The 23,765-nt window shown below is 55.4% G+C and carries 23 protein-coding genes and 4 tRNA genes; 18 read left to right on the forward strand and 9 right to left on the reverse strand.

What is annotated here, in order from left to right; translation table 11 throughout:
* Window positions 1-108: 108 nt before the first annotated feature.
* The 5 genes from pilV to thiO are packed head-to-tail and all read left to right on the forward strand — an operon-like array spanning window position 109 to window position 3,415.
* Window positions 109-594 (forward strand): type IV pilus modification protein PilV, encoded by a 486-nt coding sequence (pilV, locus tag AC1Q6I_RS20005; RefSeq protein WP_041160836.1) that lies wholly within the window; start codon window positions 109-111, stop codon window positions 592-594.
* Window positions 591-1,298, forward strand: a complete 708-nt coding sequence (locus AC1Q6I_RS20010; RefSeq protein ID WP_102624663.1) for a PilW family protein — start codon at window positions 591-593, stop codon at window positions 1,296-1,298. Before pilV ends, AC1Q6I_RS20010 begins: the two co-directional genes overlap by 4 nt.
* A 7-nt stretch (window positions 1,299-1,305) precedes the next feature.
* Window positions 1,306-1,836 carry a pilus assembly PilX family protein gene (locus tag AC1Q6I_RS20015; protein ID WP_223840697.1) on the forward strand — a complete coding sequence of 177 codons (531 nt, stop codon included), beginning with the start codon at window positions 1,306-1,308 and terminating at the stop codon, window positions 1,834-1,836.
* Between the two features lie 11 nt (window positions 1,837-1,847).
* Window positions 1,848-2,249 carry a type IV pilin protein gene (locus AC1Q6I_RS20020; RefSeq protein ID WP_024073337.1) on the forward strand — a complete coding sequence of 134 codons (402 nt, stop codon included), beginning with the start codon at window positions 1,848-1,850 and terminating at the stop codon, window positions 2,247-2,249.
* Window positions 2,250-2,305: 56 nt separating this feature from the next.
* Window positions 2,306-3,415: a glycine oxidase ThiO gene (thiO, locus tag AC1Q6I_RS20025; RefSeq protein WP_102624668.1), complete on the forward strand. Its 1,110-nt coding sequence runs from the start codon at window positions 2,306-2,308 to the stop codon at window positions 3,413-3,415.
* Here thiO and AC1Q6I_RS20030 read toward each other — a convergent pair.
* Both AC1Q6I_RS20030 and AC1Q6I_RS20035 read right to left on the reverse strand, forming a co-directional pair.
* Window positions 3,402-3,635 (reverse strand): PP0621 family protein, encoded by a 234-nt coding sequence (locus tag AC1Q6I_RS20030; RefSeq protein WP_024073339.1) that lies wholly within the window; start codon window positions 3,633-3,635, stop codon window positions 3,402-3,404. The genes thiO and AC1Q6I_RS20030 overlap by 14 nt on opposite strands.
* A 127-nt stretch (window positions 3,636-3,762) precedes the next feature.
* Window positions 3,763-4,788, reverse strand: a complete 1,026-nt coding sequence (locus AC1Q6I_RS20035) for an outer membrane protein assembly factor BamD (RefSeq protein ID WP_024073340.1) — start codon at window positions 4,786-4,788, stop codon at window positions 3,763-3,765.
* Between the two features lie 149 nt (window positions 4,789-4,937).
* Here AC1Q6I_RS20035 and rluD point away from each other — a divergent pair, with 149 nt between their 5' ends.
* The 7 genes from rluD (at window position 4,938) to AC1Q6I_RS20070 (ending at window position 10,153) form a co-directional block, all read left to right on the forward strand.
* Window positions 4,938-5,900 carry a 23S rRNA pseudouridine(1911/1915/1917) synthase RluD gene (rluD, locus tag AC1Q6I_RS20040; protein WP_024073341.1) on the forward strand — a complete coding sequence of 321 codons (963 nt, stop codon included), beginning with the start codon at window positions 4,938-4,940 and terminating at the stop codon, window positions 5,898-5,900.
* Window positions 5,897-6,622, forward strand: a complete 726-nt coding sequence (gene pgeF, locus AC1Q6I_RS20045) for a peptidoglycan editing factor PgeF (protein WP_102624662.1) — start codon at window positions 5,897-5,899, stop codon at window positions 6,620-6,622. Before rluD ends, pgeF begins: the two co-directional genes overlap by 4 nt.
* 154 nt (window positions 6,623-6,776) lie before the next feature.
* Window positions 6,777-9,341 (forward strand): ATP-dependent chaperone ClpB, encoded by a 2,565-nt coding sequence (clpB, locus tag AC1Q6I_RS20050; protein ID WP_102624661.1) that lies wholly within the window; start codon window positions 6,777-6,779, stop codon window positions 9,339-9,341.
* A gap of 303 nt (window positions 9,342-9,644) precedes the next feature.
* Window positions 9,645-9,720 (forward strand) — tRNA-Asn (locus AC1Q6I_RS20055).
* 10 nt (window positions 9,721-9,730) lie between these two features.
* Window positions 9,731-9,807 (forward strand) — tRNA-Pro (locus AC1Q6I_RS20060).
* Window positions 9,808-9,812: 5 nt separating this feature from the next.
* Window positions 9,813-9,888: transfer RNA gene (locus tag AC1Q6I_RS20065), tRNA-Lys, on the forward strand.
* 188 nt (window positions 9,889-10,076) lie between these two features.
* Window positions 10,077-10,153: transfer RNA gene (locus AC1Q6I_RS20070), tRNA-Pro, on the forward strand.
* 169 nt (window positions 10,154-10,322) lie between these two features.
* Here AC1Q6I_RS20070 and AC1Q6I_RS20075 read toward each other — a convergent pair.
* Together AC1Q6I_RS20075 and mobH are read right to left on the reverse strand one after the other, a co-directional pair.
* The gene (locus AC1Q6I_RS20075) at window positions 10,323-11,642 is read right to left on the reverse strand and encodes a site-specific integrase (protein ID WP_102624660.1); all 1,320 of its coding nucleotides are present in this window, start codon (window positions 11,640-11,642) and stop codon (window positions 10,323-10,325) included.
* Window positions 11,639-13,525, reverse strand: a complete 1,887-nt coding sequence (gene mobH, locus AC1Q6I_RS20080; RefSeq protein WP_008432854.1) for a MobH family relaxase — start codon at window positions 13,523-13,525, stop codon at window positions 11,639-11,641. Before mobH ends, AC1Q6I_RS20075 begins: the two co-directional genes overlap by 4 nt.
* Before the next feature lie 205 nt (window positions 13,526-13,730).
* On the opposite strand from mobH, the gene AC1Q6I_RS20085 reads away from it, so the two are divergent.
* Together AC1Q6I_RS20085 and AC1Q6I_RS20090 are read left to right on the forward strand one after the other, a co-directional pair.
* Window positions 13,731-14,219 carry a hypothetical protein gene (locus AC1Q6I_RS20085; RefSeq protein WP_019821334.1) on the forward strand — a complete coding sequence of 163 codons (489 nt, stop codon included), beginning with the start codon at window positions 13,731-13,733 and terminating at the stop codon, window positions 14,217-14,219.
* A gap of 235 nt (window positions 14,220-14,454) precedes the next feature.
* The gene (locus AC1Q6I_RS20090; RefSeq protein ID WP_008432855.1) at window positions 14,455-14,778 is read left to right on the forward strand and encodes an Ac45/VOA1 transmembrane domain-containing protein; all 324 of its coding nucleotides are present in this window, start codon (window positions 14,455-14,457) and stop codon (window positions 14,776-14,778) included.
* Window positions 14,779-14,810: 32 nt separating this feature from the next.
* Here AC1Q6I_RS20090 and AC1Q6I_RS20095 read toward each other — a convergent pair whose 3' ends face one another.
* Genes AC1Q6I_RS20095 through AC1Q6I_RS20115 form a run of 5 tightly spaced genes read right to left on the reverse strand, consistent with a single transcriptional unit; the run spans window position 14,811 to window position 19,459 of the window.
* Complete coding sequence (locus AC1Q6I_RS20095; RefSeq protein ID WP_008432856.1) at window positions 14,811-16,325, reverse strand: conjugal transfer protein TraG N-terminal domain-containing protein; 1,515 nt, start codon at window positions 16,323-16,325, stop codon at window positions 14,811-14,813.
* Window positions 16,322-16,702: a hypothetical protein gene (locus tag AC1Q6I_RS20100; RefSeq protein WP_008432858.1), complete on the reverse strand. Its 381-nt coding sequence runs from the start codon at window positions 16,700-16,702 to the stop codon at window positions 16,322-16,324. The genes AC1Q6I_RS20095 and AC1Q6I_RS20100 overlap by 4 nt, the downstream gene beginning before the upstream one ends.
* Before the next feature lie 8 nt (window positions 16,703-16,710).
* A complete protein-coding gene (locus AC1Q6I_RS20105) occupies window positions 16,711-18,072 on the reverse strand; it encodes an integrating conjugative element protein (protein WP_024073345.1) in 1,362 nt (453 codons plus the stop codon).
* 20 nt (window positions 18,073-18,092) lie between these two features.
* Window positions 18,093-19,034: a TIGR03756 family integrating conjugative element protein gene (locus AC1Q6I_RS20110; RefSeq protein ID WP_008432863.1), complete on the reverse strand. Its 942-nt coding sequence runs from the start codon at window positions 19,032-19,034 to the stop codon at window positions 18,093-18,095.
* Window positions 19,031-19,459 (reverse strand): TIGR03757 family integrating conjugative element protein, encoded by a 429-nt coding sequence (locus AC1Q6I_RS20115; protein WP_008432865.1) that lies wholly within the window; start codon window positions 19,457-19,459, stop codon window positions 19,031-19,033. Before AC1Q6I_RS20115 ends, AC1Q6I_RS20110 begins: the two co-directional genes overlap by 4 nt.
* Before the next feature lie 948 nt (window positions 19,460-20,407).
* Between AC1Q6I_RS20115 and AC1Q6I_RS20120 the strand changes: the two genes are divergently transcribed.
* The 4 genes from AC1Q6I_RS20120 (at window position 20,408) to dmeF (ending at window position 23,755) form a co-directional block, all read left to right on the forward strand.
* Window positions 20,408-20,740, forward strand: coding sequence for a DUF2790 domain-containing protein (locus AC1Q6I_RS20120; protein ID WP_008432869.1), 333 nt, complete (start codon window positions 20,408-20,410; stop codon window positions 20,738-20,740).
* A gap of 217 nt (window positions 20,741-20,957) precedes the next feature.
* Complete coding sequence (locus AC1Q6I_RS20125; protein ID WP_008432871.1) at window positions 20,958-22,283, forward strand: OprD family porin; 1,326 nt, start codon at window positions 20,958-20,960, stop codon at window positions 22,281-22,283.
* Window positions 22,284-22,502: 219 nt separating this feature from the next.
* Window positions 22,503-22,778, forward strand: coding sequence for a metal/formaldehyde-sensitive transcriptional repressor (locus tag AC1Q6I_RS20130; RefSeq protein WP_024073346.1), 276 nt, complete (start codon window positions 22,503-22,505; stop codon window positions 22,776-22,778).
* 11 nt (window positions 22,779-22,789) lie between these two features.
* Window positions 22,790-23,755 (forward strand): CDF family Co(II)/Ni(II) efflux transporter DmeF, encoded by a 966-nt coding sequence (dmeF, locus tag AC1Q6I_RS20135; protein ID WP_008437453.1) that lies wholly within the window; start codon window positions 22,790-22,792, stop codon window positions 23,753-23,755.
* The last annotated feature ends 10 nt before the right edge of the window (window positions 23,756-23,765 follow it).

Consider the following 23,765-nt stretch of genomic DNA (forward strand, 5'->3'; position numbering starts at 1 on the left):
ATTTCCCTATGTTCCGGGAGCAGCACGGTCGAAAAACCGCCGCTAGTCTTTGGCCGCACAGCAGGTTTTTCCTGCTTTCCCCGGCCTTCGACATGGATGACGACGGTAATGCTTGCTTGCCCTGACGTTTTTCTAACCCCTGCTGCACCCGAGCACCAAACTGGCATGACGCTGATCGAGGTGTTGGTGGCGGTGTTGATACTCGCCGTTGGCCTGCTCGGCGCAGCGGTGGTCCAGCTCAACGCGCTCAAGTACACCGACAGCGCGCGAATGACCAGCCAGGCCAGCTTTATCGCCTACGACATGCTCGACCGTCTTCGCGCCAACTCGGGCGCCGACTATTCGTGGGGGCTGGCCGAACGTGCCCCTTCCGTCACTGCCGGGGCGAGTGTGCGTGACTTGGACTTGCACGACTTCGAAGCCAATATCGTCGGTTTTGCTGGTGAGAGCGGCCAAGGTTCGGTGGTCATGCGCGGCAATGAGGTGATCGTCAGCATCAGTTGGGACGATGGCCGTGGCGCAAACAGCGGTGGCGCGCGGGAAACCTTCACCCTGACCAGCCGCATCGCCAGCGAGCCGCAGGTGGGGCCATGAACCGCGCGGTACGTGGGTTCAGCCTGCTGGAGTTGTTGTTGGCATTGGCGGTCGGGTTGATGCTGGTACTTGGCGTCAGCCAGGTCGCAATCAGCGCTCGATCGACCCAGGCCACTCAGCAGTCAGCCATGCTGATGCAAGACGATGCGCGATTTGCGCTCGGCAAATTGATTCAGGACATTCGCCTGGCGGGCATGTTTGGTTGCCTGGATGCGGGCTTTATCGAGAATGCGCCGCAGGCCTTTGAGCGGCCGATCAGTTGGGCAGGGGCGGGCAGCTCAAGGTCCCTGACGCTGGTTACGGCGGATATTGGTGAAGGCAGCGGGAAGCCGGACTGGACGGTGTTGTCCGACTGCTCCGGTTCCGCCCAGGCCTATTCGGGCACGCCACCGCCCGCTGCACCGGGGCAGATTCGGTTTGGCATACGCCAGGTCACCTACACCTTTGAGTCGGGCCAGATGAAAGCCAGTACGCCAGCATCCCCGGCCAAGGCGGTGCTGGTGGATGGCGTGCAGGCGTTCGATATCAGTTTTGGCATGGCGGACCGACCGGGTTCGACACGCGTGGTGCGGTATGAGTCCAGCCCGCTCGATGCTTCATTGATCCTCAGTGTCCGCATTCTCCTCACGCTGCACGACCCGACGGAGCGCGTGAAGGCTCAAACCTGGAGCGTCGTTGCCGCACTGCGTAACCGGTTGGGGTAGGGCGCTCATGGGGCTTGATAAGCGTGTCGATCTTCGCCAGGCGGGCATGGTGCTGTTGATCAGCCTGGTATTCCTGCTGTTGTTATCCCTGGTCGGCTTGTCTTCGATGCAGGGGGCCGTGTCCCAGCAGAAGATCGCCGGCAGCTTCTGGCATCGCAATCAGTCGCTGCAAAGTGCTGAAAGTGGCCTTCGGCTGGGGGAGACAGCCCTGCGGCGGGCAGGTGGTGCGTGGCCAACATGCACGTCACTCGTGACCTGTGCACCGCCAGGCGAGGCGTCCTCGGTAACTGGCGCTGGGCCTCATCCCGTGTCCGCAGTGACCTGGGTTGCCATGACGGGTGGCCTTTACGCTATTCAATCCCTCGGCCCAGCTGTGGGGCTGGTTCATCTGCCGCCCGAAACCCCGGCAATGCTGTATCGGGTCACGGCTGTAGGGCTCAGCGGTCAATCACGCACTGTGCTGGAGGTGGTGTATGCGCGGGTCGGCGAAGGCAATGGGTCGCGGTTTCAGCGAGTGTTGTGGCGGCAACTTTACTGAGGAATGGTGTCATGGGCATGGATAGCCGAGGTTTTACCCTGATTGAGTTGTTGATCGCGGTGGCGATCATCGCGTTGCTGGCTGGTATCGCCTACCCCGGGTATACCGGCCATGTCCAAAAGGTTTATCGCGCGGAAATTGTCGCGCTGTTGACTGAACAGGCCCAGCATCTGGAACGCTATTACACGAGGAACGGCACTTTTATTGACGCAAACGGCATCAGTGCCGGCAATGATCGCTATAGAATCAGCGTGGCATTGAACCCTCAGGCGTTCAGCCTGCTAGCCACGCCGGTCGTCGACTCAGTCATGGCGGGTGATCGTTGCGGCGAATTCAGCCTGACCAGTACCGGCGTGCGCAGTAATCCGGGCGCAGCACCTGACATGTCGCGTACGACGTGCTGGGGGCAATGATGAGAGTGTTCGATTGGGCGCCGGGCGCGCTTTTCCCTTTTTATCGGCTGGATCAAATGATGGCTAAGCAGCAAGTGGTGATTGTCGGTGGTGGAGTAATCGGCTTGTTGACGGCGTTCAACCTGGCCACCCAGGGGCGGGCGGTCGTCCTGTTGGAGCGAGCGGGGCTTGGGCAGGAATCTTCCTGGGCGGGCGGCGGTATTGTTTCGCCGTTGTATCCGTGGCGCTACAGCCCGGCGGTCACGGCGTTGGCCCATTGGTCCCAGGATTTTTATCCACAGCTGGCTGAGCGCTTGTTTGCTGATACCGGGGTCGACCCGCAGGTTCACATCACGGGGCTGTACTGGTTGGACTTGGAAGATGAAGCCGAAGCCTTGGCCTGGGCCGCGCGTGAGGGGCGGCCATTGAGCAAGGTGGATGTGTCGGCTGCCCATGATGCGGTCCCGGTGCTGGGTGGCGGCTACTCCCAGGCGATCTACATGGCGAACGTGGCCAATGTGCGTAACCCGCGCTTGATCAAATCGCTCAGGGCCGCGTTGTCAGCGTTGCCTGGGGTGACGATACACGAGCAGTGCGAAGTCGAAGGGTTTGTGCTGGAAGGCGACAAGGTAGTGGGCGTGAACACGGCCGCAGGGCCGATTTTCGGTGAGCAGGTCGTGCTTGCGGCCGGCGCCTGGAGCGGGGAGTTGCTCGGCAAGCTGGGCCTGTCGCTGCCTGTGGAGCCGGTTAAGGGCCAGATGATTTTGTACAAGTGCGCGCCTGACTTTTTATCGCGCATGGTGCTGGCCAAGGGGCGTTATGCGATTCCTCGGCGTGACGGGCATATCCTGATAGGCAGCACCCTGGAGCATGAAGGTTTCGATAAAACCCCAACCGAGCCGGCGTTGGAAAGCCTGAAGGCCTCTGCCGTAGAGCTGATTCCAGCCCTGGCGGAGGCTGAAGTGGTAGGCCATTGGGCGGGTTTGCGGCCTGGTTCGCCGGAAGGGATTCCCTACATCGGCGAAGTACCAGGCTTCAAGGGGCTGTGGCTCAATTGCGGGCATTACCGCAATGGCCTGGTGTTGGCGCCGGCGTCCTGTCAGTTGTTTGCCGACTTGCTGCTCAAGCGCACGCCGATCATTGACCCAGCGCCTTACTCCCCAGCAGGTCGGATCAACGCTGGATAGACTTGGGGCCTTGCTCCAGATGCGCCTGGGTGCAGTACCACATCTGTCCGGTGCTCAACGCGCGATCCTTTGGCAAGTGCACGCCGCAGTGAGCGCAACGCACCATCAAGGCTGCATCGGGTTCGCCGGCCCGTTGCTGTCTGGCTGCGGGGCTTTTGAATTTGCGCCAGAACCATACCGCGGCAGCAATGACGGCAATCCAGAACAGTAGACGAAGCATGATGGGCAGTTTCTCGACAAGGAATGTGGCAGTTTAGCCAAGGACGTGGCGGGCGCACAGCGTAATAAATACGCGCCCATAAAAAAGGGAGCCACCAAGGGCTCCCTTTTTGCGTCGTGTCGAACGGTCAGTCGAACACGCCGAAGGTCATGTAGCTGAACCACGAACGATCCTGGTTGTTGCCCAAGGCTTGTGGCGTTTCTTCTTCGATCACATCACCATTTTCGTCATGCGGCTTGAGGTCCGAAGGAATCGCTTCCTTGGCGTCCTGGAACTGCTTCATCACGTCCTGGTTGGCGCGGGTTTCGCCCGGCGGCAGCGGTGGACGGGACTCGATCAGGCCCAAGGTGTACTTGCTCAGCCACGAACGGTTGTCTGCTTCGGCCACTTGAGGCACGAACTGGCCGTCTTTCAGGCTTGGGTGGTCCGGGTAGTTGAGCTTCAGGGTTTCCAGGCTGGTGGCCGCCAGGGCGTCCAGGTGCAGGCGCTGGTAAGCCTCGGTCATCACTGCCAGGCCATCACCCACCGAAGGGGTTTCCTGGAAGTTCTCCACTACATAGCGACCACGGTTGGCGGCGGCAACATAGGCCTGACGGGTCAGGTAGTAGTGGGCAACGTGGATTTCGTAGGAAGCCAGCAGGTTGCGCAGGTAGATCATGCGCTGCTTGGCGTCCGGCGCGTAGCGGCTGTTAGGGTAGCGGCTGGTCAACTGGGCGAACTCGTTGTAGGAGTCGCGGGCAGCGCCAGGGTCACGCTTGGTCATGTCCAGCGGCAGGAAGCGCGCCAGCAGGCCAACGTCCTGGTCGAACGAGGTCAGGCCCTTCATGTAGTAGGCGTAGTCGACGTTCGGGTGCTGGGGGTGCAGGCGGATAAAACGCTCGGCGGCGGACTTGGCGGCTTCCGGCTCGGCGTTCTTGTAGTTGGCGTAGATCAGCTCGAGCTGGGCCTGGTCGGCGTAGCGTCCGAACGGATAGCGCGACTCCAGGGCCTTCAGCTTCGCTGTGGCGCTGGTGTAGCTATTATTGTCCAAGTCTTTTTGAGCTAATTGATACAGCTCGACTTCGCTCAGGTTTTCGTCGACGACTTCCTTTGTTGACGAGCAAGCAGCAGTCATGGCGAGGATGGCGATCAGCAGCAGGTGTTTCACTTGCATGGCGGCTTGCGTCCCTATGACGGCCGCTGTCTTGGGCGGGGCCGTCCTGTTATGATGAGCGCCCCGTTGAAAGCCTCGGGGCAAAAGACGCCGTATTTAACCACAAGCGCGCAGCCGAAACCAAAGGCTGTGCCACGCCTAGTCTGAGCATGTCCGATAAAATTGAACTTCGCGCAGAGGTGCCGTCCGAATTGGGCGGCCAACGCCTCGATCAAGTCGCCGCACAATTATTCGCTGAGCACTCGCGCTCGCGCCTTTCCGCCTGGATCAAAGACGGCCGCCTGACTGTGGATGGAGCGGTTATCCGCCCGCGAGACATAGTGCATGGTGGTGCGATTCTTGAGCTGACTGCCGAGCAGGAAGCCCAGGGAGAATGGGTCGCCCAGGACATCGAGCTGGACATCGTCTATGAAGACGACGACATCCTGGTCATCAACAAACCCGCAGGCCTGGTGGTTCACCCGGCGGCTGGGCACGCTGATGGCACCTTGCTCAATGCCCTGTTGCACCACGTGCCGGACATCATCAACGTCCCGCGCTGTGGCATCGTGCACCGCCTGGACAAGGACACCACCGGCTTGATGGTGGTGGCCAAGACCATTCAGGCGCAAACGCAACTGGTTACACAGTTGCAGAGCCGCAGCGTCAGCCGCATCTACGAATGCATCGTGATCGGCGTCGTGGTGGCGGGTGGCAAGATCAACGCACCCATTGGCCGTCACGGCCAGCAGCGCCAGCGCATGGCGGTGATGGAGGGTGGCAAGCAGGCCGTGAGCCACTACCGTGTGCTGGAGCGTTTCCGCTCCCACACCCATGTGCGGGTCAAGCTGGAAACCGGCCGTACCCACCAGATTCGTGTGCACATGGCCCACATCAACTTCCCGTTGGTCGGCGATCCGGCCTACGGTGGGCGCTTCCGCATTCCGCCAGCGGCCAGTGCCACCATGGTTGAGTCGCTCAAGTCATTCCCGCGCCAGGCGCTGCATGCACGCTTCCTGGAACTGGATCATCCGACGAGCGGTAAGCGGATGAGCTGGGAATCGCCTCTTCCAGACGATCTGGTGTGGCTGTTGTCGCTGCTCAAGCAGGATCGCGAGGCGTTTATCGGATGAGTGACTGGCTGATTCCTGACTGGCCCGCGCCGGCTCAGGTCAAGGCCTGCGTCACCACCCGTGCGGGCGGCGTCAGCCTGGCGCCGTTCGACAGCCTCAATCTGGGCGATCATGTCGAGGACAGCCCTGAGGCGGTGCTCGAAAACCGTCGTCGCCTGACTGAAGCCTTTCATATCCAGCCGGCCTGGCTGCGTCAGGTCCACGGGGTGGTGGTGGTCGAGGCTGACCCGAGCCGTATTGCCGAAGCTGATGGCAGTTGGACCAGTACCCCGGGTATCGCCTGTACGTCCATGACGGCCGATTGTCTGCCCGCGCTGTTCTGCAACCGTGCCGGTACCCGCGTCGCCGCTGCTCATGCCGGCTGGCGTGGCTTGGCGGCTGGCGTCCTGGAGGCGGCTGTCGAAAGCCTGGAAACCGAGCCTGCCGATATCCTGGTGTGGCTGGGCCCCGCGATTGGCCCGCAAGCCTTTGAGGTTGGCCCGGAAGTGCGCGAAGCCTTCGTGCAACAGCTACCGGGTACCGCTGAAGCATTTGTGCCGAGCCGCAACCCTGGCAAGTTCATGGCCGATATCTACCAATTGGCCCGTTTGCGCCTTGCCGCACGCGATGTCACTGCCGTCTACGGTGGCGGTTTCTGCACCGTGACCGATCCCCGCTTCTTTTCCTACCGACGCAATCCGCGCACCGGTCGATTTGCCTCCCTTATTTGGCTGGAGCGCTAGACTCTTCTGATCTGCGTCAATTGGCCATAGCTTGAATCTCCCAGAATCGGCCACATCTATAAGGCTATCTGGCAGGTTTCTTCATTCAGGATGTGTTACTCGCGAGCATGCTCGCTCATACATAGCTCCGGCCTGCTCAAAAGGAAGGTGACTAATGCGTATTGATCGTTTAACCAGCAAATTGCAGTTGGCCTTATCGGACTCCCAATCCTTGGCGGTCGGTCTCGACCATCCGGCGATTGAGCCTGCGCACTTGATGCAGGCGCTTCTGGAACAGCAAGGTGGTTCTATCAAGCCGCTGTTGATGCAAGTGGGCTTTGACGTCAACAGCCTGCGCAAGGAGTTGAGCAAAGAGCTCGACCAACTGCCGAAAATCCAAAATCCTACCGGCGACGTGAATATGTCGCAGGACTTGGCACGCCTGCTCAACCAGGCTGACCGCCTGGCGCAGCAGAAAGGTGACCAGTTCATCTCCAGCGAGCTGGTGTTGCTCGCCGCGATGGACGAGAACAGCAAGCTCGGCAAGCTGTTGCTGGGCCAGGGCGTGAGCAAGAAAGCCCTGGAAAACGCCATCAACAACCTGCGCGGTGGCGATGCGGTGAACGACCCCAACCATGAGGAGTCGCGCCAGGCACTGGACAAGTACACCGTCGACCTGACCAAGCGTGCCGAAGAGGGCAAGCTGGATCCGGTGATTGGGCGTGACGACGAAATTCGTCGCACCATCCAGGTTCTGCAGCGCCGCACCAAGAACAACCCGGTGATGATCGGTGAGCCTGGCGTGGGTAAGACCGCGATTGCCGAAGGCCTGGCCCAGCGCATCATCAATGGTGAAGTGCCAGACGGCCTGAAGGGCAAGCGCCTGCTGTCCCTGGACATGGGGTCGTTGATTGCCGGTGCCAAGTTCCGTGGCGAGTTCGAAGAGCGCCTCAAATCCCTGCTGAACGAGCTGTCGAAGCAGGAAGGGCAGATCATTCTGTTCATCGACGAGTTGCACACCATGGTCGGCGCCGGTAAAGGCGAAGGCTCCATGGACGCTGGCAATATGCTCAAGCCCGCGTTGGCCCGGGGTGAGCTGCATTGCGTCGGTGCGACCACGCTTAACGAGTATCGCCAGTACATTGAGAAAGATGCGGCCCTTGAGCGTCGCTTCCAGAAAGTGCTGGTGGAAGAGCCGAGCGAAGAAGACACCATCGCGATCCTGCGTGGCCTGAAAGAACGCTATGAGGTCCACCACAAGGTAGCGATTACCGACGGCGCGATCATTGCGGCGGCCAAATTGAGTCATCGCTATATCACCGACCGTCAGTTGCCGGACAAAGCCATCGACTTGATCGACGAAGCGGCCAGCCGCATTCGCATGGAGATCGATTCCAAGCCGGAAGTACTCGATCGTCTGGATCGGCGCTTGATTCAACTGAAGGTCGAATCCCAGGCCCTGAAAAAGGAAGAAGACGAGGCCGCGAAGAAACGCCTGGAAAAACTCCAGGAAGAAATCCAGCGTCTGGAACGTGAGTATTCGGACCTCGAAGAAATCTGGACCTCGGAAAAAGCCGAAGTGCAGGGGTCTGCGCAGATCCAGCAAAAAATCGAGCAGTCGCGCCAGGAGCTGGAAGCGGCACGCCGCAAGGGCGACCTGAACCGCATGGCGGAGTTGCAGTACGGGGTGATCCCCGACCTGGAGCGCAGCCTGCAGATGGTCGACCAGCACGGCAAGAGCGAAAACCAGTTGCTGCGCAGCAAGGTGACCGAGGAAGAAATTGCCGAAGTCGTCTCGAAGTGGACCGGTATCCCTGTGTCGAAAATGCTCGAAGGCGAGCGCGACAAGCTGATGAAGATGGAAAGCCTGTTGCACCAGCGCGTCATCGGTCAGGAAGAGGCGGTGGTGGCGGTGTCCAACGCGGTACGACGTTCCCGGGCTGGCTTGTCCGACCCGAACCGTCCGAGTGGCTCGTTCATGTTCCTCGGCCCGACCGGTGTGGGTAAGACTGAGCTGTGCAAAGCCCTGGCCGAGTTCCTTTTCGATACCGAAGAGGCCATGGTGCGCATCGATATGTCCGAGTTCATGGAGAAACACTCCGTGGCTCGCCTGATTGGGGCTCCACCAGGCTATGTAGGCTACGAAGAGGGCGGTTACCTGACCGAAGCAGTGCGGCGCAAGCCTTACTCGGTGATCCTGCTGGATGAGGTCGAGAAGGCCCACCCGGATGTGTTCAACATCCTGCTGCAAGTGTTGGAAGATGGCCGCCTGACGGACAGCCACGGGCGTACCGTGGATTTCCGTAATACGGTGATCGTGATGACCTCCAACCTGGGGTCGGTACAGATCCAGGAACTGGTGGGTGATCGCGAAGCCCAGCGCGCTGCGGTGATGGATGCCTTGACCTCGCACTTCCGCCCGGAATTCATCAACCGGGTCGACGAAGTGGTGATCTTCGAGCCTTTGGCGCGGGATCAGATTGCGGGTATCACCGAGATCCAGCTGGGGCGCCTGCGCAGCCGCCTGGCCGAGCGCGAGTTGTCGCTGGAGCTGAGCCGCGAGGCGTTGGACAAATTGATCGCGGTCGGTTACGACCCGGTGTATGGCGCACGGCCATTGAAACGTGCGATCCAGCGCTGGATCGAGAACCCACTGGCGCAATTGATCCTGTCGGGCAGCTTCATGCCAGGGACCAGCGTCACGGCGACCGTGGAAAACGACGAAATCGTCTTCCACTGAGCCTTGCCTGTATGGCGATAAGAGGAGGCCCCGCATTGCGGGGCCTTTTTTTTCGTTAGGGCGTTGAACTGTAAGGCAAAGGCTTGTAAAGTGCGCCCCGCAGCAACGTCAGCCCACGGGTTTCTTCTCCCCAAGGAGAAATCAGAAAGAAGCGCAAATCATTGTCTTAAAAGCAATTTAAAGGGTTGACAGGGGTTTTTAAGATTGTAGAATAGCGCGCCTCAGAGACACGAACGTAGCGATACGGACGGATCGAAGAGAAGGTTGTATCGCAGTAAAAGTTGTAAATTTGAAATGTGTAGTTCCGTGATAGCTCAGTCGGTAGAGCAAATGACTGTTAATCATTGGGTCCCAGGTTCGAGTCCTGGTCACGGAGCCAATTTCAAAACCGGGGTATAGCGCAGTCCGGTAGCGCGCCTGCTTTGGGAGCAGGATGTCAGGAGTTCGAATCCCCTTACCCCGACCATTTTTGGGTCGTTAGCTCAGTTGGTAGAGCAGTTGGCTTTTAACCAATTGGTCGTAGGTTCGAATCCCACACGACCCACCATTTTTGAGACCAGTTGACGCTGGAATCAAATCTTAGAATCAGAGGTTCTAGCTCTGATAGAGGCGGTTTTACGGTTTTGGAAAGTGTTACAGCACTTAGATATCGCCGTAGACATGCAGCCGTCTGAGGCGAACAGTAGTTTCGGTTCGTCATGATGTCAATGTGCATAGGCTTTGCGATGCGCATTCCGGGGTATAGCGCAGTCCGGTAGCGCGCCTGCTTTGGGAGCAGGATGTCGGGAGTTCGAATCCCCCTACCCCGACCATATTTAATGAAAAAGGCGTCTTTATGACGCCTTTTTTTGTGCCTTGAGCAAAGTCGTACCGTTCGTCTGGAAAAAATCCGGATTTCGACCTGGTTCTTTATTCCGGGCATGCGAAAGCCTCTGGCCAACCAGAATTCCCTATAGCCAGTGCGCTTTGATTATGAGCGTACTAGGGCGATGCTCTGGAAAATGATGAGCTTCGCATTGAATGCTCAGTTGAGGTGCGTTTCCTGAATGTGCCGACACCAAGCCCGCTCGCCATTAGCGTCAATAGTAGACTCTGCTCTACTTGATCTACTGGTGGGTCCATAGAGCATGTCATTGACTCGCGATGCAGTTGCGCAGATGCGAGCTCGAGAGCCTTCTGTAGCGCGCTTCGGCCAGTCGACTTGGTCCGCCGATCAATACTGACCTCTGTGCTGCTAGATTGTTGTGGAGCTCGCAGCTTCTTGGGCTCTGGTTGAGCGGTTTCCTGTGAATGCACACCTATTTTGGCGGGTAAGGGGGCAGAGGGTTTGCCACTTGGATCAACCCGTGTCACTCGGCTCAGAGCGCCCTGAGCCCGACTCCGCTCATGTAGAACAGCACGCATATGGTCGTAGTCCGCCTCTATGTAATTCATCGTTGTCGCTAGATTCGAATGATTCAGCAGGCTTTTCGTGAGATGAATGTTTCGCTCAGGCTGCTTCATCAAGTCTGTTGCTAATGTGTGCCTGAAGCGGTGAGGGGTCATGCGCACGCCGATCTTATCGGTGAGCTTGCCGTACATTGACTCCACCTGGTCGATGTTCATTTCCTTGCCATGGAAGTGACGAGAGAATCTGTTGACGTTGAACAGCTGATCGTCTGGTGAAAAACCGATTTTCTCGGCCTCCCCCAAGATCCTGGATAAGTGTGGAGCGAGTCCTTCCATAATGGGGAGGAAAAACTCCCGATGGGTCTTCTCTGTTTCACCGCGGACCAAGATCATCTGGCTGTCCCAGTCGATATCTTTGTAACGCAGGCACAGCAGGGCATTCAGACGTATGCCTGTGTAATAAAACATCTCGAAGACGCTGAGCCAGAACCAGGCAGGTGTGATCTGGCTACGTTCATGCGTACAACGTTCTTGGCCTACAAGGGATATGAGCCAGTTGCGTGCTCGTTGGATGGCGTCTCCATTGATTGTCTTGCTGGCTCGCTTTGGTGGGATAACGCTGGTTTTCTTGAATGGGTTGATCGTGGTATGGGTCATCAGGCCGTGTTCTATGGCGTAGCCCCAAACAGTTCGAAGGTGATTTGAATAGGTGTTCCAGCTGCGTTTGGATAATCCGTTCTCAAGGACTTTTTTTCGCCATGTCAGAACCGCACGATGATCGATCTCCTCAACTGAGGCCGTTCGGAAATGCTTGAGTAGTGCTTTGGTCGAGGCGCGATAGATCTTTGCACTGGCAGGCCGCAGATCATGGGCAAAGATGTATTCCTCCGTCAGATTCGAGGGCGTCGTCATTGTGGCGGCTCCGTTGCTTCTGACTTCAAGGACAGGCTGATATTGTCGAAAGGGACCTCAGAGAAGATTGTTCGCGGGTCTAGTAGTAAGTACCCCTTGAGCTGCTTGGATTTTCGAGGTCCAACAACGTCACAGGTCCAAATATTCAAACTCTTATGCGTTTTTCGATGAAGTTTCTGTTTCTCGAAACTACGTTGAACCAGCTGCCAGGCGCTGACTTGCTGTACTTTGGCTTGCTGTTCGATATGGGGGAATTCAAGGACGTAGCGTTTGAAAATTCCAGGCGTTACCAGCATAGCGGTCCCTGCTACGGTATGAACCAGCGCTTTGGTATCGTTGATAATGATGGTCCGGGATGCGATGCCTTTCTTAAGCCATTCAACAAATCCCTGACCGATCTCGGTGTTATTGCTAGGCATCGGAGTGACTTCTTCGATTATTGCTAAAGGCGCACCTCCTTGATTGGAGGTTTGGGAAGGCTGGATTTCATCCAGTTTCGGAGGCGCGGTATGTGCCGCTGAGACCGCTTTGTTTTTGGTGTCTTCTGATGGCTCATTGATGTTACCAAGGAGCGCCAGTAGCTCGTCAAATTCATCTGTACTGCTCGAGGAATGCTGAGGTAGTTCGAACGGTGATGGCTGTGCCGGTGCTAAAGGCGCCGGCACAGGGCTGGATTGAATTTCCGAAGGCAACTTTTTGGCCGGTGTGGCGACGGTATTTTCAGCTGCAGAGTCTTCTACCGGGTTGCCAGCTTCTACCTCAAGAGTCCCAGCGTAAGCTGTGGGCCGATCACTTGGATCATTCCAGATCAGTGCCGGTGAGAGCTTCAGCAGGGTGAAGGTGTTTCGCCAGCCACGACCATTGTCTATCGTGGCTTTCCAGATTGCCTTGTCTTGGGCATTGGTTTGGATTACCCCCTGATCTTGCAGCATGTTGAAGAAAGGCGCATTCGTACTGGGTACACCTTCAACGCCTTTGGTCAGCAAATAGGCTCGCAATTGATCAGCAATAGGCTTGCTAACCAGCCAAAGAGCATCCTGTGTCAGCCATCCATCTGACGGTCCATCGGGTTGATTCAGTTTGAATGTATCTCGGACCAGGTGACGCAACCCATCTGCTAATTGACGCTGCAAAGACTGTTTGGGCGCGGACAGCGCGCGGGCTGGATTTCCACCGAGCTCCTGTGCGACGGACGCCTGATCGGCCTTGACCACGATCTCTCCCAAAATGCCGGCATGTTCGTACTGACCAGCCAAAATGAAGATTAACTGCGACCACACTTCGGGGAAATTACTGAGCCAATCTAAGATTTCTGAGGAGAGGATCTGCGCGTAGATCAGTGCGGCAGCGGCTCCGTGAAGTTGGTAGTTGCGTCCTTTCACGTAACGGAATCGATAGGGACGATCGATTGGGCCGTGCCACGGGTGCCAGGTTTTACCTCCTGCCAGCTCGACGTGCACGTCGACGGCGATCTTGCCGAGGTCGTGTATCAGAGCGCCGTAAGCCGCGGCGGCAGTCCAGGCCTCAGCCTGTGCTGATTGAGACTCCGGCGGTGCGCCTATAGGAAGCAGGTAGCTCTGTCGAATTTTCAAGGCATAGGCGACGATTTCAAGCCCGTGATCCAGCATGCCGCCAGGGTGTGCATGATGGTGGTTTTGCGAAGCAGGGAGCTGCTGGACCAACTCCGCGTAGCGCTCAAGTGGACGCCTATAGAGCTCGACAAACTGTGAGCGAGATAACGATGCGCGCTGCCAAATGTTCTCCAGTAGTTTCTGACGGCGCGGCGATGCCAGTAGTGCTTGGCTAGAGGCCGGCTGTATAAAACCGTTAGGGGAGGGGCTTTGGGCGGGTAGCGCTTTATTGCGGCGGAAAATAGAGAACATCGCCTGCTCCGTAAATGATTCATGGGGCAGGCTTTTCTCCTATCAAAGGGGGGGCGAGCAAGGGGAAAGGATCACTGGTTGCCTCGGGTATTTCTTTTGGCGAAGAGCCATCTTTCTATGGTGGTGACGGAGAAAGGAATGCAGAATTATCGTCGTTTCGGTCTAAGGGCACGGGGCCGCAGATCGACTATGTGAGGAAAAAATGATGGTTTCACTTCGCTACGCTACGAAATCAACCTCAGATAATGTTTGGGCACTTTGTGATTTGATACGTGACAATAAGTGTGATGAGATCATTCTTTTTGCTAGTGTAGGGAATGATCTTGATGATGAGGAAGCAAGGTGGGACAACAACCTTCCTCTGGTTGTCGCCTTAGCTAAATATATTATTCCTCACGTTGATAGCGTCTTGGTCATTTTTGATGGAGTGTTTCTAACCGCTGCGCGTTCCGCTCGTTATGGTGAAGTACGTGAACTGCTGGATGTAGCTATTGCGTCTGACAAGGTTTATTACTCTGGGCAGAGAGCCCCACTTACTAGCGAAATGACTCCTGACGAGGCTGTTTCAACTCTTATTAATTTAGGTTCTATCCAACCGTTGACGGTTGAGTCCAGAGCTGAATACTTTTCTTTGCTTAGTAATTTTACAGAAGACGAGTTAGTTGAAGTTTATTCGACTCGCGAGATGCGTTGATGAGATTGGACCTTTTTCCCGCTGAAAGCGGCCCTTTCGGGTAAGGCTTTTACCCTTGTGAACCATTCCATTCGCTTCTACAAAACCTTTTACCTTTTGGGCCATTTTTGTTGTGAAAGGGGGGCATCTGGTGCTGAAGGCAAAGGCCGTTTGTCTCATGATCTTGCAGCATAGAAAAATCGGTATTATAAGTAATGTCAAATCGCCCCTAGACCGGGTAAGAAGGAGACGCACCATGACCGCACAGACCTCTCAGGGAGTAGCAAGTCGCTTAGGCTATGGCCTGGGTCAGGCTGCGCGCCTCGTTTGGTGCAGTCAGAACCGTACCCTGCGTTGGGTCAAGCGTCTGGTTGTGGCTGCCGTACTCCTATATTTTTCTGCAGACATTTTCAGCGGGATTATCAGCGTTGCAGTATTTACCTTGGTTTTGGGTGGAGGGCTCTGGGCGTTGAATCACAGACCTACGCCTCGCAGAAACCAGATAGAGTATGGTCAATGCTATGGCCCCGATGGCTATGGGTACTATGTTGCTGGTCAACGTGTAGACGACGATGATTAAGGGTCTCATATCAATGATATGAGACCCTTACGTTACATAACGCTACGTTTGACAGTATTCACCCCTTCCTGACCTGCCTTTTGAACATCTTTTGTTCCGCTGGTAAGGCCTTCCAATGCTTTTCCTGCGCTCACCCCTGCCCATCCCAGCGCGCCCATCCAAAACACTGGCAGGATGATGAACATCGAGCCCATCACGAAGTTTAAGATTGCGTCCTGGGTGGCAGTGTTCAAACCCATCACAGGATCAAATGATAAATGCGGAGAACCGGCTCCATATAAAGCGTCCAATATCGTGGTATCGACCCATCTAGCCAGTTGAAACCAAAAGTCCACGAATATCAGAGCGAAAAAAACAACGGACATAGTCATGGCCACTTTTAGTTGGTAAGCCCCGACGATTAGCACCAAGGGAATGCAAATCACCATCGCCATTTTCAAGAACGCCATGACCATCGGTAGCGCCTGGCGAACCATGTCCATCGCTGGAAAATAGGCCATAGATCCTAATGCAACCCCGAGAGTCCCCGCTGCCCGGGCTGCACCATTCCACACAGTTCCGTCGATTTGTCCCCCGTAGTCCGTATAAACATCCCCTTTCACCTGGTTCGACGGCGAGACCAGTTGCCGGACAAGCGAGTCAGTGACTTCGTCCGGGGACAACCACTTTGCCCAGCCGAGCATTTTGGTCATGAGGTCCGGCGACACTTGAGCCTTGATACGGTCCCGCAGTCCCACTCCGCTATCTGACCACCATTGTTTGCAAGTTGGATAGCCCCCACCTCCACCCACTTGTGGTAAACCCACATCACGAGATGCGTTATAGGGCCATGATGCCCTTGGAGTTTTGGAGTAGTCCGTGTCGTAATAACCCGAGGTGTTCAATAAATAGTGCGAACCAATCCAGCTGAGTTCCTGCGCAAAACGAGGGTCATTCCCTTGCGCTCCCAATTCGGGTTGGCGCATGAATAATCTGGCACGGGAGGGTCCATAGCAATCGTGCGTAAAGTCGCCAATTTCCTGAGCCAATAGCGGGTTGTTGATCTTGGTGTTGCTAACTTCCATGCGTACTTGCCGTAAATCAGTCCCGCAGGGAATTGCTGCTACAGCGCCATTGGTTAATCCCTTTGATAATGCATGCATTAATGCCCACCACATGGGCATCTGGGCACTCTTTCCTGCCAGTGAGCTGAATGTTGTGTTCCAGCCTGTGTCTGTGGGTTTAGGTAAGTTGTATTGACATTGCTGAGCTCTACTCTGGTCAAATGCCAAGGTATCAAAACTCACATTGACGGCTGGTACAGCGAAGAATGCGACTACGATGTAGCCAACGTAGATATTGGTTTCGATACGTGCCAGTGAGAGAACGCCTTTGTTGCCCTCATCGGCCCCCTCACCACGGACTTTCAGCCACTCTCGAATAACGATGATGCAGAAGGGGAGGGCGAATAGACCGGTATCTGAAATCATCGCCCAGATACCATTGTTGATGATCCAACCGACCAACGTCAGGTAGTACTCTAAATAGTCATTGGTGTAGAGCGTCACAGAACACCCCCTGCCTGATACAGCACCTTGCTCAGTTCAACCATCAGAAATAATAAGATCACCATTATCTCGATCTTCAACAGGCCTTTGCGCCGTTTCGAGCGTTCTGAGTTCGATAACCGTACCTTGAATTTGAACCAGGCAACGGTCAGTGCGATATAAAGCATTAGGCGCCAGGTAAAGAGCGGCCAATAGTGGTCGGTGCGCCAGGCTTGCCATTGCTCGGCGCTGTCGAACATGTTCATCAGGACAGCGCTGAGTAGGACTACGAGGGCGGCAGTCGCGAGCAAAACACCCAGAACAAGCAGAATGCTCCTCCCGGTTCGTCGAACCAGCGAACGGTTGGGAGCGGCGACAGGCTCCTGTATTTCGGTCATGGCCTTTCTCACTGTTTGTTCTGGGCGGGTGACTGCAACTGGTCCAATCGATTCGTTTCTGGGGCTCCCGGGGACACGCCACGAGAGTCTTCTGCCCGTGCTTTGCTGCGTTCAATGATGGTCAGAGGCGAGTTCTTCGCGAGCTGCTGACGCATGTCCAGTTCCATTTTGAGGTTGCCGATCTCCTGTTGCAGCGAGGAGCTCTGCTGGCCGACTGCCTGGACGGCGAGGTCATTAGCCGCGACGTTCGGTTCCCGACTGCCTGCCATCAAGGTGCGCTGTAGGGTCAGAGCTTTCTCCAACACATCGGACAACGCGACTTCGGAGGCAAGCCGGCGAGCGAGTACGTCCTGGTCGCGCTCATCCTTGAGTGCTGCTACAACGCCTCGGGTGATGGGTAACGAGTTGCTGCTCGCTGCTTCCAGGTTTTCTAGCGACAGCGTTTTGCTTCCGCTCAGCAGTTCCTGCAGGGCCTTCAGCTTGGTGTCGTACGTTTCCTGGATCAGCGGCGTGAGGCCGACGCCTGCGGCTGTCACCGTTTTAGGGCAACTGTCACAGGTCTGCTGTTGTTGTTCACCCAGGACACGATTGGCAAAGGTGGTGGCTTCCTGGGGCGATGACCAGACATTGCACACCATGCCGTTGTTGCAGTTCGCTTTACTGATGGATGCGGTGTCGCCGGCCGCGCGCTTGTTCAGAAGGTTGTAGCCCGCCTTGGTGACGTCGCCTACGATACGAATTGGCTTCTGACCGGAACCACCTGCTCTATCACCACCAACCCAAGTGACGCCATCGTTTCCACCTTTCTTTTCGACTTGTTCCACCGCCGACACTGCGTCTGTGTTGGATGTTAGCGCCTGACTCATAGCCTGACCTTCAGCAAGCTTGCCCCAGCCCATTTGGTTACCGGCGATATCCGCCATCTTTTCGCCAATGGCGCGGCAGGTGCCTTTGGAGCGGTCGAAGTCCAGGCGGGCCTGCAAAATGCCGTTGGTGATGAGGTTGTATAGCGCCGGGTTCGCACGTTGAAGAATCAGTGCCGGCAGCGAAGCCACGGCGCTGGTGGCGCTCTGTACCACCGAGCTCATGATGTTTTTGAAGCCGGAAGTGGCACCATTCAATTGGTTTTCAAGGGTTGTGCTCAGGCTCATGTTTCCGCAGATTAGATTGGTATTCCAACCGCCTCCCACAGAAATACTATCCATGTTGCCTGCGCTCCCCATGGTGACTGCGTTGCCGCCGCCAATGCTATACAGCACGTTGTCCCCAATGACGCTTCCGGAGGAGGAGACGTTGATTGGATCAGCAGAGAGCGCTATTGCACTGCTGAGGCTGCAGGCGAGCCCTATCGCCAAGGTAGTGAGTTTCATGCTTTGCTCCGATCGCTGTTTCATTGGAAGTCCGTACTGCCGAGGAAGGTCTGTCCTCGACGCTGGCAACACGAATAAGGGCGCCAGAGTGCCCAGGCGTAGCCGCCATCCTGCGCATCGATGTTCGGATCGATGGTGGGAAAGGTTGCGCAAGTCGGGTTGAGGACTGGGGTGAGCTCTTGCCACTTACCAGTGGAGGCGTCACCTTCGCGTAGCGGCCCTGCGGGCCAGTAACCGGGGTAGGGAAGGGCGAGCATCGGCAAGTAGACATGGACCTGGCCTGGGCGGGTAACCACGTCGCCGGCACGCTGCGCAATAACTGCGCCCGTTTTGTAGTCGTCAGTCTGGTTAAGGAAGCCGCTACGCGGGTAGACGTTCCCCCAGCTGCTTGCTGAGAGCAGGCTACCGACTTCGCGCATGCCCGGAATGAGTGCTTCGGGGTATACGGATTCCGGGACGCCGTATCGCCAAGCAATGGGGTCAAGGGTGCTCAGAAAGTAAGGCACAAGCGGTAAGGTTGCGCCTTTGCATACATAGCCCGAGGCGCTGGCAAACTGACTCAACGCCGCACCACCTGGATGGCCGATGACATCGGCTTCCTTAAATTTGATGATGTTGTTCTCTGCAACGTGATTGGTAGTGCCGTCGTTGCCCGCTTGGGCCATCGGATTCGGGGTGCCAAGAGGTGACATCTCTATCCAAGGGTTCATCCCGGTATTCGCATATGCAGACACCACAGCGTCCGGTACGTAGTGACGAACCTTGGTCGAGGTTTTGACTTTGCATCCGAATGGCGTGCAGAGCAGCCAATAGCAGATGCCGACCACTTTGTACTCCAGGCAGGTTGGTGACAGGGTCGAGGCAATAATCGCTGCCGAGTTGATCGCAGCCGATGCACTGAATGACAGGCTGAAAGTGATAGCCAGCGACAAAGGCCGGATCGCAAAACGTGAGCGTCTCATCGTGACAGGCTCCGTGCTCGTTCAATCAACGCGACGGCTTTAGCTGCGTCAGGCTCGCCGTACACGACGTAGCGACGATCTACGACCACGGCTGGGAGTTTTTCGACTCGCAGGCTCCAGGCGTCTATGACGCCCTGCTGGGCTTGGGCCAACTCGTTTTGCAGATGCTTCCCTGCAGGGCTGACAAGGTAGCGTTGAATGGCCGCTTCTGCCTGGCGTGGATCGGCGGGTAGTTGGTTGGAAAGTTGTTCTTCAAGGCGCTGCTGATCATCCAGGAAGATGACGCGAGCGCCAGAAGGTGCGGATACTGGATGTGCTCGGTTTGTAATGACCCACGTCTCCGCGTGGGACGCAGTTGACAAGAACAGTAGCAGTGAAAACAGCCAGCGCCGCGTTTCGCTAATGTGGGTAAGGATCTGGAGCATGGCACCGTACCTGATATGGATTCAGGTACAGAAGACCGGATGGCTGTCTTGAGCGCAGTAAGAAATAGGAATTTGGAAGCTTTGGGTATTTGAGAGCGACGAATTCGTGTGGGTTGGATTAGAGATGGCACTTGGTCGGCTCAAATTGACGACGCAGTGAGTACGCAGTTAACTGGCTATCCACACAGCAAGAGTTCAAGCCAAGTTTATGAGGCGACCCTTCTTGGCCCCATCGCCGCCGATGGTCCACAGTACGCCAGTCGGACGAGTCTCGCCACCGCCCCACGACATAACGAAAAATCACTTCTATTGAAGCTTCGGGCGACATCAACGGCAAAATGCTCGCCCTGCCGATATCGTCAGCGGGTTTGGTCGTGCTGGAGAAAACAACCTCAAGATTCGAAGGCTTTATCTTTATCCTTGGGCAGGCAGTAGTTTGTGCTGTCCTGCTTGAGATCCTTCACGATCAAATGTTGCAAACGGAGCGCCTGCTGCACAGCTTCAATGTCATCTTCGATGACGTTAAGGATAAGATAAAAACCTATCCTCCGAGACCGTATTGCTGTTAAAGACCATCCTGCCGATTGCGTTTTCGGTGCTCTACGTAGTGCCTAATTTCCGCAGCCCATGAGGCTTTTGTGACACGTTCGTAGTCTCATTTAGCTACGCCCAAACGATTCATCCGCCTGTAGCGGTCAAAGCCGCTTTTCATAATAGGAAGATATGCATTTTTATAAAAAATCTCTAGATGCTCCAGGTGGGATACGAGTTGATTTCTGATGGTCGTATGATGCATTCAGCGTGCTCTGCCAATAAAGCTAAACTTTAAATAGTTGAACTCACGAGCTCTACGAGAGGCCTTACAGATATGTAATATTCGCGGCAGCTTCCTGAAAGGCATCACTGGTTATCCTCTAGTCAGAAGTAAGTGAGCACTAGGAGAAAATCATGAAATTATTAAAAGTTGTTTTTGCCGCTTCCATCTTGACCATGTCTTCTTTGGCCATGGCTGAAGGAGGTGGTGACCGTGTTTATGGTCGAATGATGCAAGAGAACCAGAAGGCGATGGAGCAGTACGCCTTAGAAAACGGAAAGGCGACACCTGAAGTTGTTCATTATGAATACGGAATGAACCTCGATGTCCAGAAGGTAATCAGTACCACTCAAGCCAATAAAACCTGTGGCGTAGCCCCTTCGCGCATGACCTATGAAGATTCGGCGGGCAAGCTCAACACCTTGGAATACAAGGTTATGGGTACTAACTGCCCTCACGGAAGTTAATTAGCGTTAGCCCTGACTGCGCAAGGTTGTTCGGTATGTTTTGAGCCTGCTTGCTGTTCGCTGACACAGAAGTAATTTTCAGGTCACGCTGGAGTTATCTATTGTATGAAATTATGTCTGCCGGCACGTAGGAGAAATCCTCACGTGCTGGTGGCTTTTATAATTATAAAAAATATTTCATAAAGAAACTCTGCCAAGCTAAAGCCTGGAGTGTTAAATGAACAATAAAAGCATTTATGGTCTTTCTCTCATTTCCCTTGGCATGAGCATGGGGCAAGTTGCAGTAGCTGTGGAGCAAAAGCCTGAAGGGTTCATTGAGGGGAGCACCTTTAGTATTCTCAATCGGAATCTCTATCTCAATCGTGATTATCGAAAGGGTCAATCAAGCCCCACGGGCAATGGTTACTCAGCCGAATGGGCTCATGGCATCATTGGCCGATTCGAATCAGGCTTTACTCAAGGTACCGTAGGCTTCGGCATTGATGCGTTTGCAATGGAAGGCCTCAAGCTCGATTCAGGTGATGGTCGCTCGGGAGCCCGTAGCTCAGTCGATGTCTTGCCGCACAATAGCAAAGGCCAACCTGAAGACTCCTACTCAAAAGTAGGCGGGGCCGCAAAAGTGCGTTTCCTGGATACAGTCGTCAAGGTAGGCGACGTATTTCCATCGACGCCTGTCGTTGCCTATGGGGATTCCCGACTTCTCCCGGAGAGTTTCCGGGGTGCAACGTTCACTAATACCAGCATCAAAGGCCTGACCCTTCAGGGGGGCCGGCTGCATGCGATGAGCCAACCCAATTCCAGTAGCATGCGTGACGGCTTTTCAACTTTTTACGCCGGTGTAGTAGATGCTCCATGGATCGCTTATCTAGGGGGCGATTACACGGTCAATGAACACGTAGGTGTGAGTCTTTACACCAGCCAATTCAAGGATGTGTGGAACCAATACTACGCGGGCACCACATTGAGCTATCCACTCTCAGAAAGCGTATCGCTAATTGGCGGCTTTAATTACTACCGAGCGGTTGATGAGGGTGAAAAACTTCTGGGAAGCTTCGATAACAAGATCTGGAGCGGCAAGACCGGGGTCAAATTCGGAGCGCACGCCGTGACCGTTGGTTACCAGCGCAATAATGGTAACGACGACTTTGACTACCTTCGCCAGTCCGACTCAATTTTTTTGGATAACTCCATTCAGTACAGCGATTTCAACTCACCGAAAGAGCAATCCTTGCAGCTGCGCTACGATCTAGATATGCAGGCTTTCGGCATCCCCGGTCTGAGCTTCATGACCCGCTACGCTAAGGGTTGGGATGCGGACTATTCCAACGCAAACAGCGTGTACATGCGTCGCGGAGCGGACGGTGCCCCATTGCAGGACCAAAAGCGTTGGGAGCGAGACATCGAGGCTAAGTATGTCATCCAGTCAGGCTCACTGAAGGACATGTCTTTACGTGTCCGCCAAGCAACGACACGAGCTACCGATTTCGAATCTGATTTGGACGAGGTCAGACTGATTGTTGAATATCCACTGCAACTCCTTTAACGGGCATTAGCCATCGGCATCAACTGTCCGGTATCCCCGATACACCCCGTCTCCTTGTTTCTCCTTTGGTTTGGAGACGGCTTAGGCGCCCTAGTGGCGCCTTTTTTTGTGGATTGAAGAAACTGTTGGTATATCCATCCCGGCGGCGAGCGTCCCTGGGGTTGTATGGCTGATTGGAACGTGTGAACATACTCTCAATATAGGTAGGGGGGGTATGGTATGGGTCATATGAGATCAAGCAAAGACAATCTTCTTAAGCGTGTAAAGCGAATCGCTGGGCAAGTCCAGGCGATTGAGCGAGCACTCGACTCTGATGATGACTGCTCGAAAACCCTGCTTTTGGTCGCTTCTGCCCGTGGCGCTATCAATGGGCTGATGGATGAAATTATCGAAGACCACGCTCGTGAACACGTTGCGAATCCGACACTCAGCAACGAAGAAAGAGCGAAAGGCGTCGATGAGCTTCTCGAAGCCATTCGCCGCTATTCCAAATAGGATTTGCCCAGATGAGTAATTCGTACACCGACTATTCCCACGACCATATGTTCCTGGGGAAATCACATGAAGAAAACGCCAAGCGAACCTTGTGGGTAGTGGCTCTGACCGTCGTAATGATGGTTGCTGAAATCACCGCAGGTTATCTCACTGGCTCAATGGCGTTGCTTGCTGATGGATTTCACATGGCAACACACGCTGGAGCACTTGGCATAGCCGCAGCTGCTTACGGTTACGCAAAAAGACATGCCTCAAATGCTCGCTACAGTTTTGGAACTGGCAAGGTTGGAGACTTGGGTGGCTTCGCATCTGCTCTGATTTTGGGACTGGTCTCTTTGGGAATTGCCGGAGAGTCGCTATTTCGTCTCTTTCAACCGACTCAAGTGCAATTCGGGACAGCGACTCTTATCGCAATTGTCGGATTAGCAGTGAATGTGGTGAGCGCGCTTTTGCTGTCTGGCGGTCATAATCATCACCATGGGCATGACCACGGCCAAGATGAATCTCACCATGCACATGGTCATGACAATAATCTGCGCTCTGCTTATATTCACGTCATTGCAGATGCACTGACTTCGGTTCTGGCCATCGCAGCACTGCTTGCTGGTCGTTACCTTGGTTGGGTCTGGCTCGACCCTGCAATGGGGATTGTGGGTGCAGTTGTCATCGCACGCTGGGCTTGGTCGTTGATGCGGGTGACTGCGAGTGTATTGCTAGACCAGACAGATGATCATGTCGCTGAAGAGATTCGTGAACTGGTTGAGCGACAGGGAGATGCTTCGATCATAGATCTTCATGTCTGGCAGGTAGGGCCGCAAGCCCGCGCCGCTATTGTGAGTGTTCTAGGCAGCCCAGCAGTGAATGCACAAAACATACGAGAACGGCTTGCGACAGTTCATGAGATCACTCATCTGACAGTTGAGTACCGCACGAAGCCGGGCGCTGTTTCACCCGATCAGGTCGCCGTTCAGGCTTAGCAATGAGCCC

Source organism: Pseudomonas sp. MPR-R2A5 (assembly GCF_058793055.1).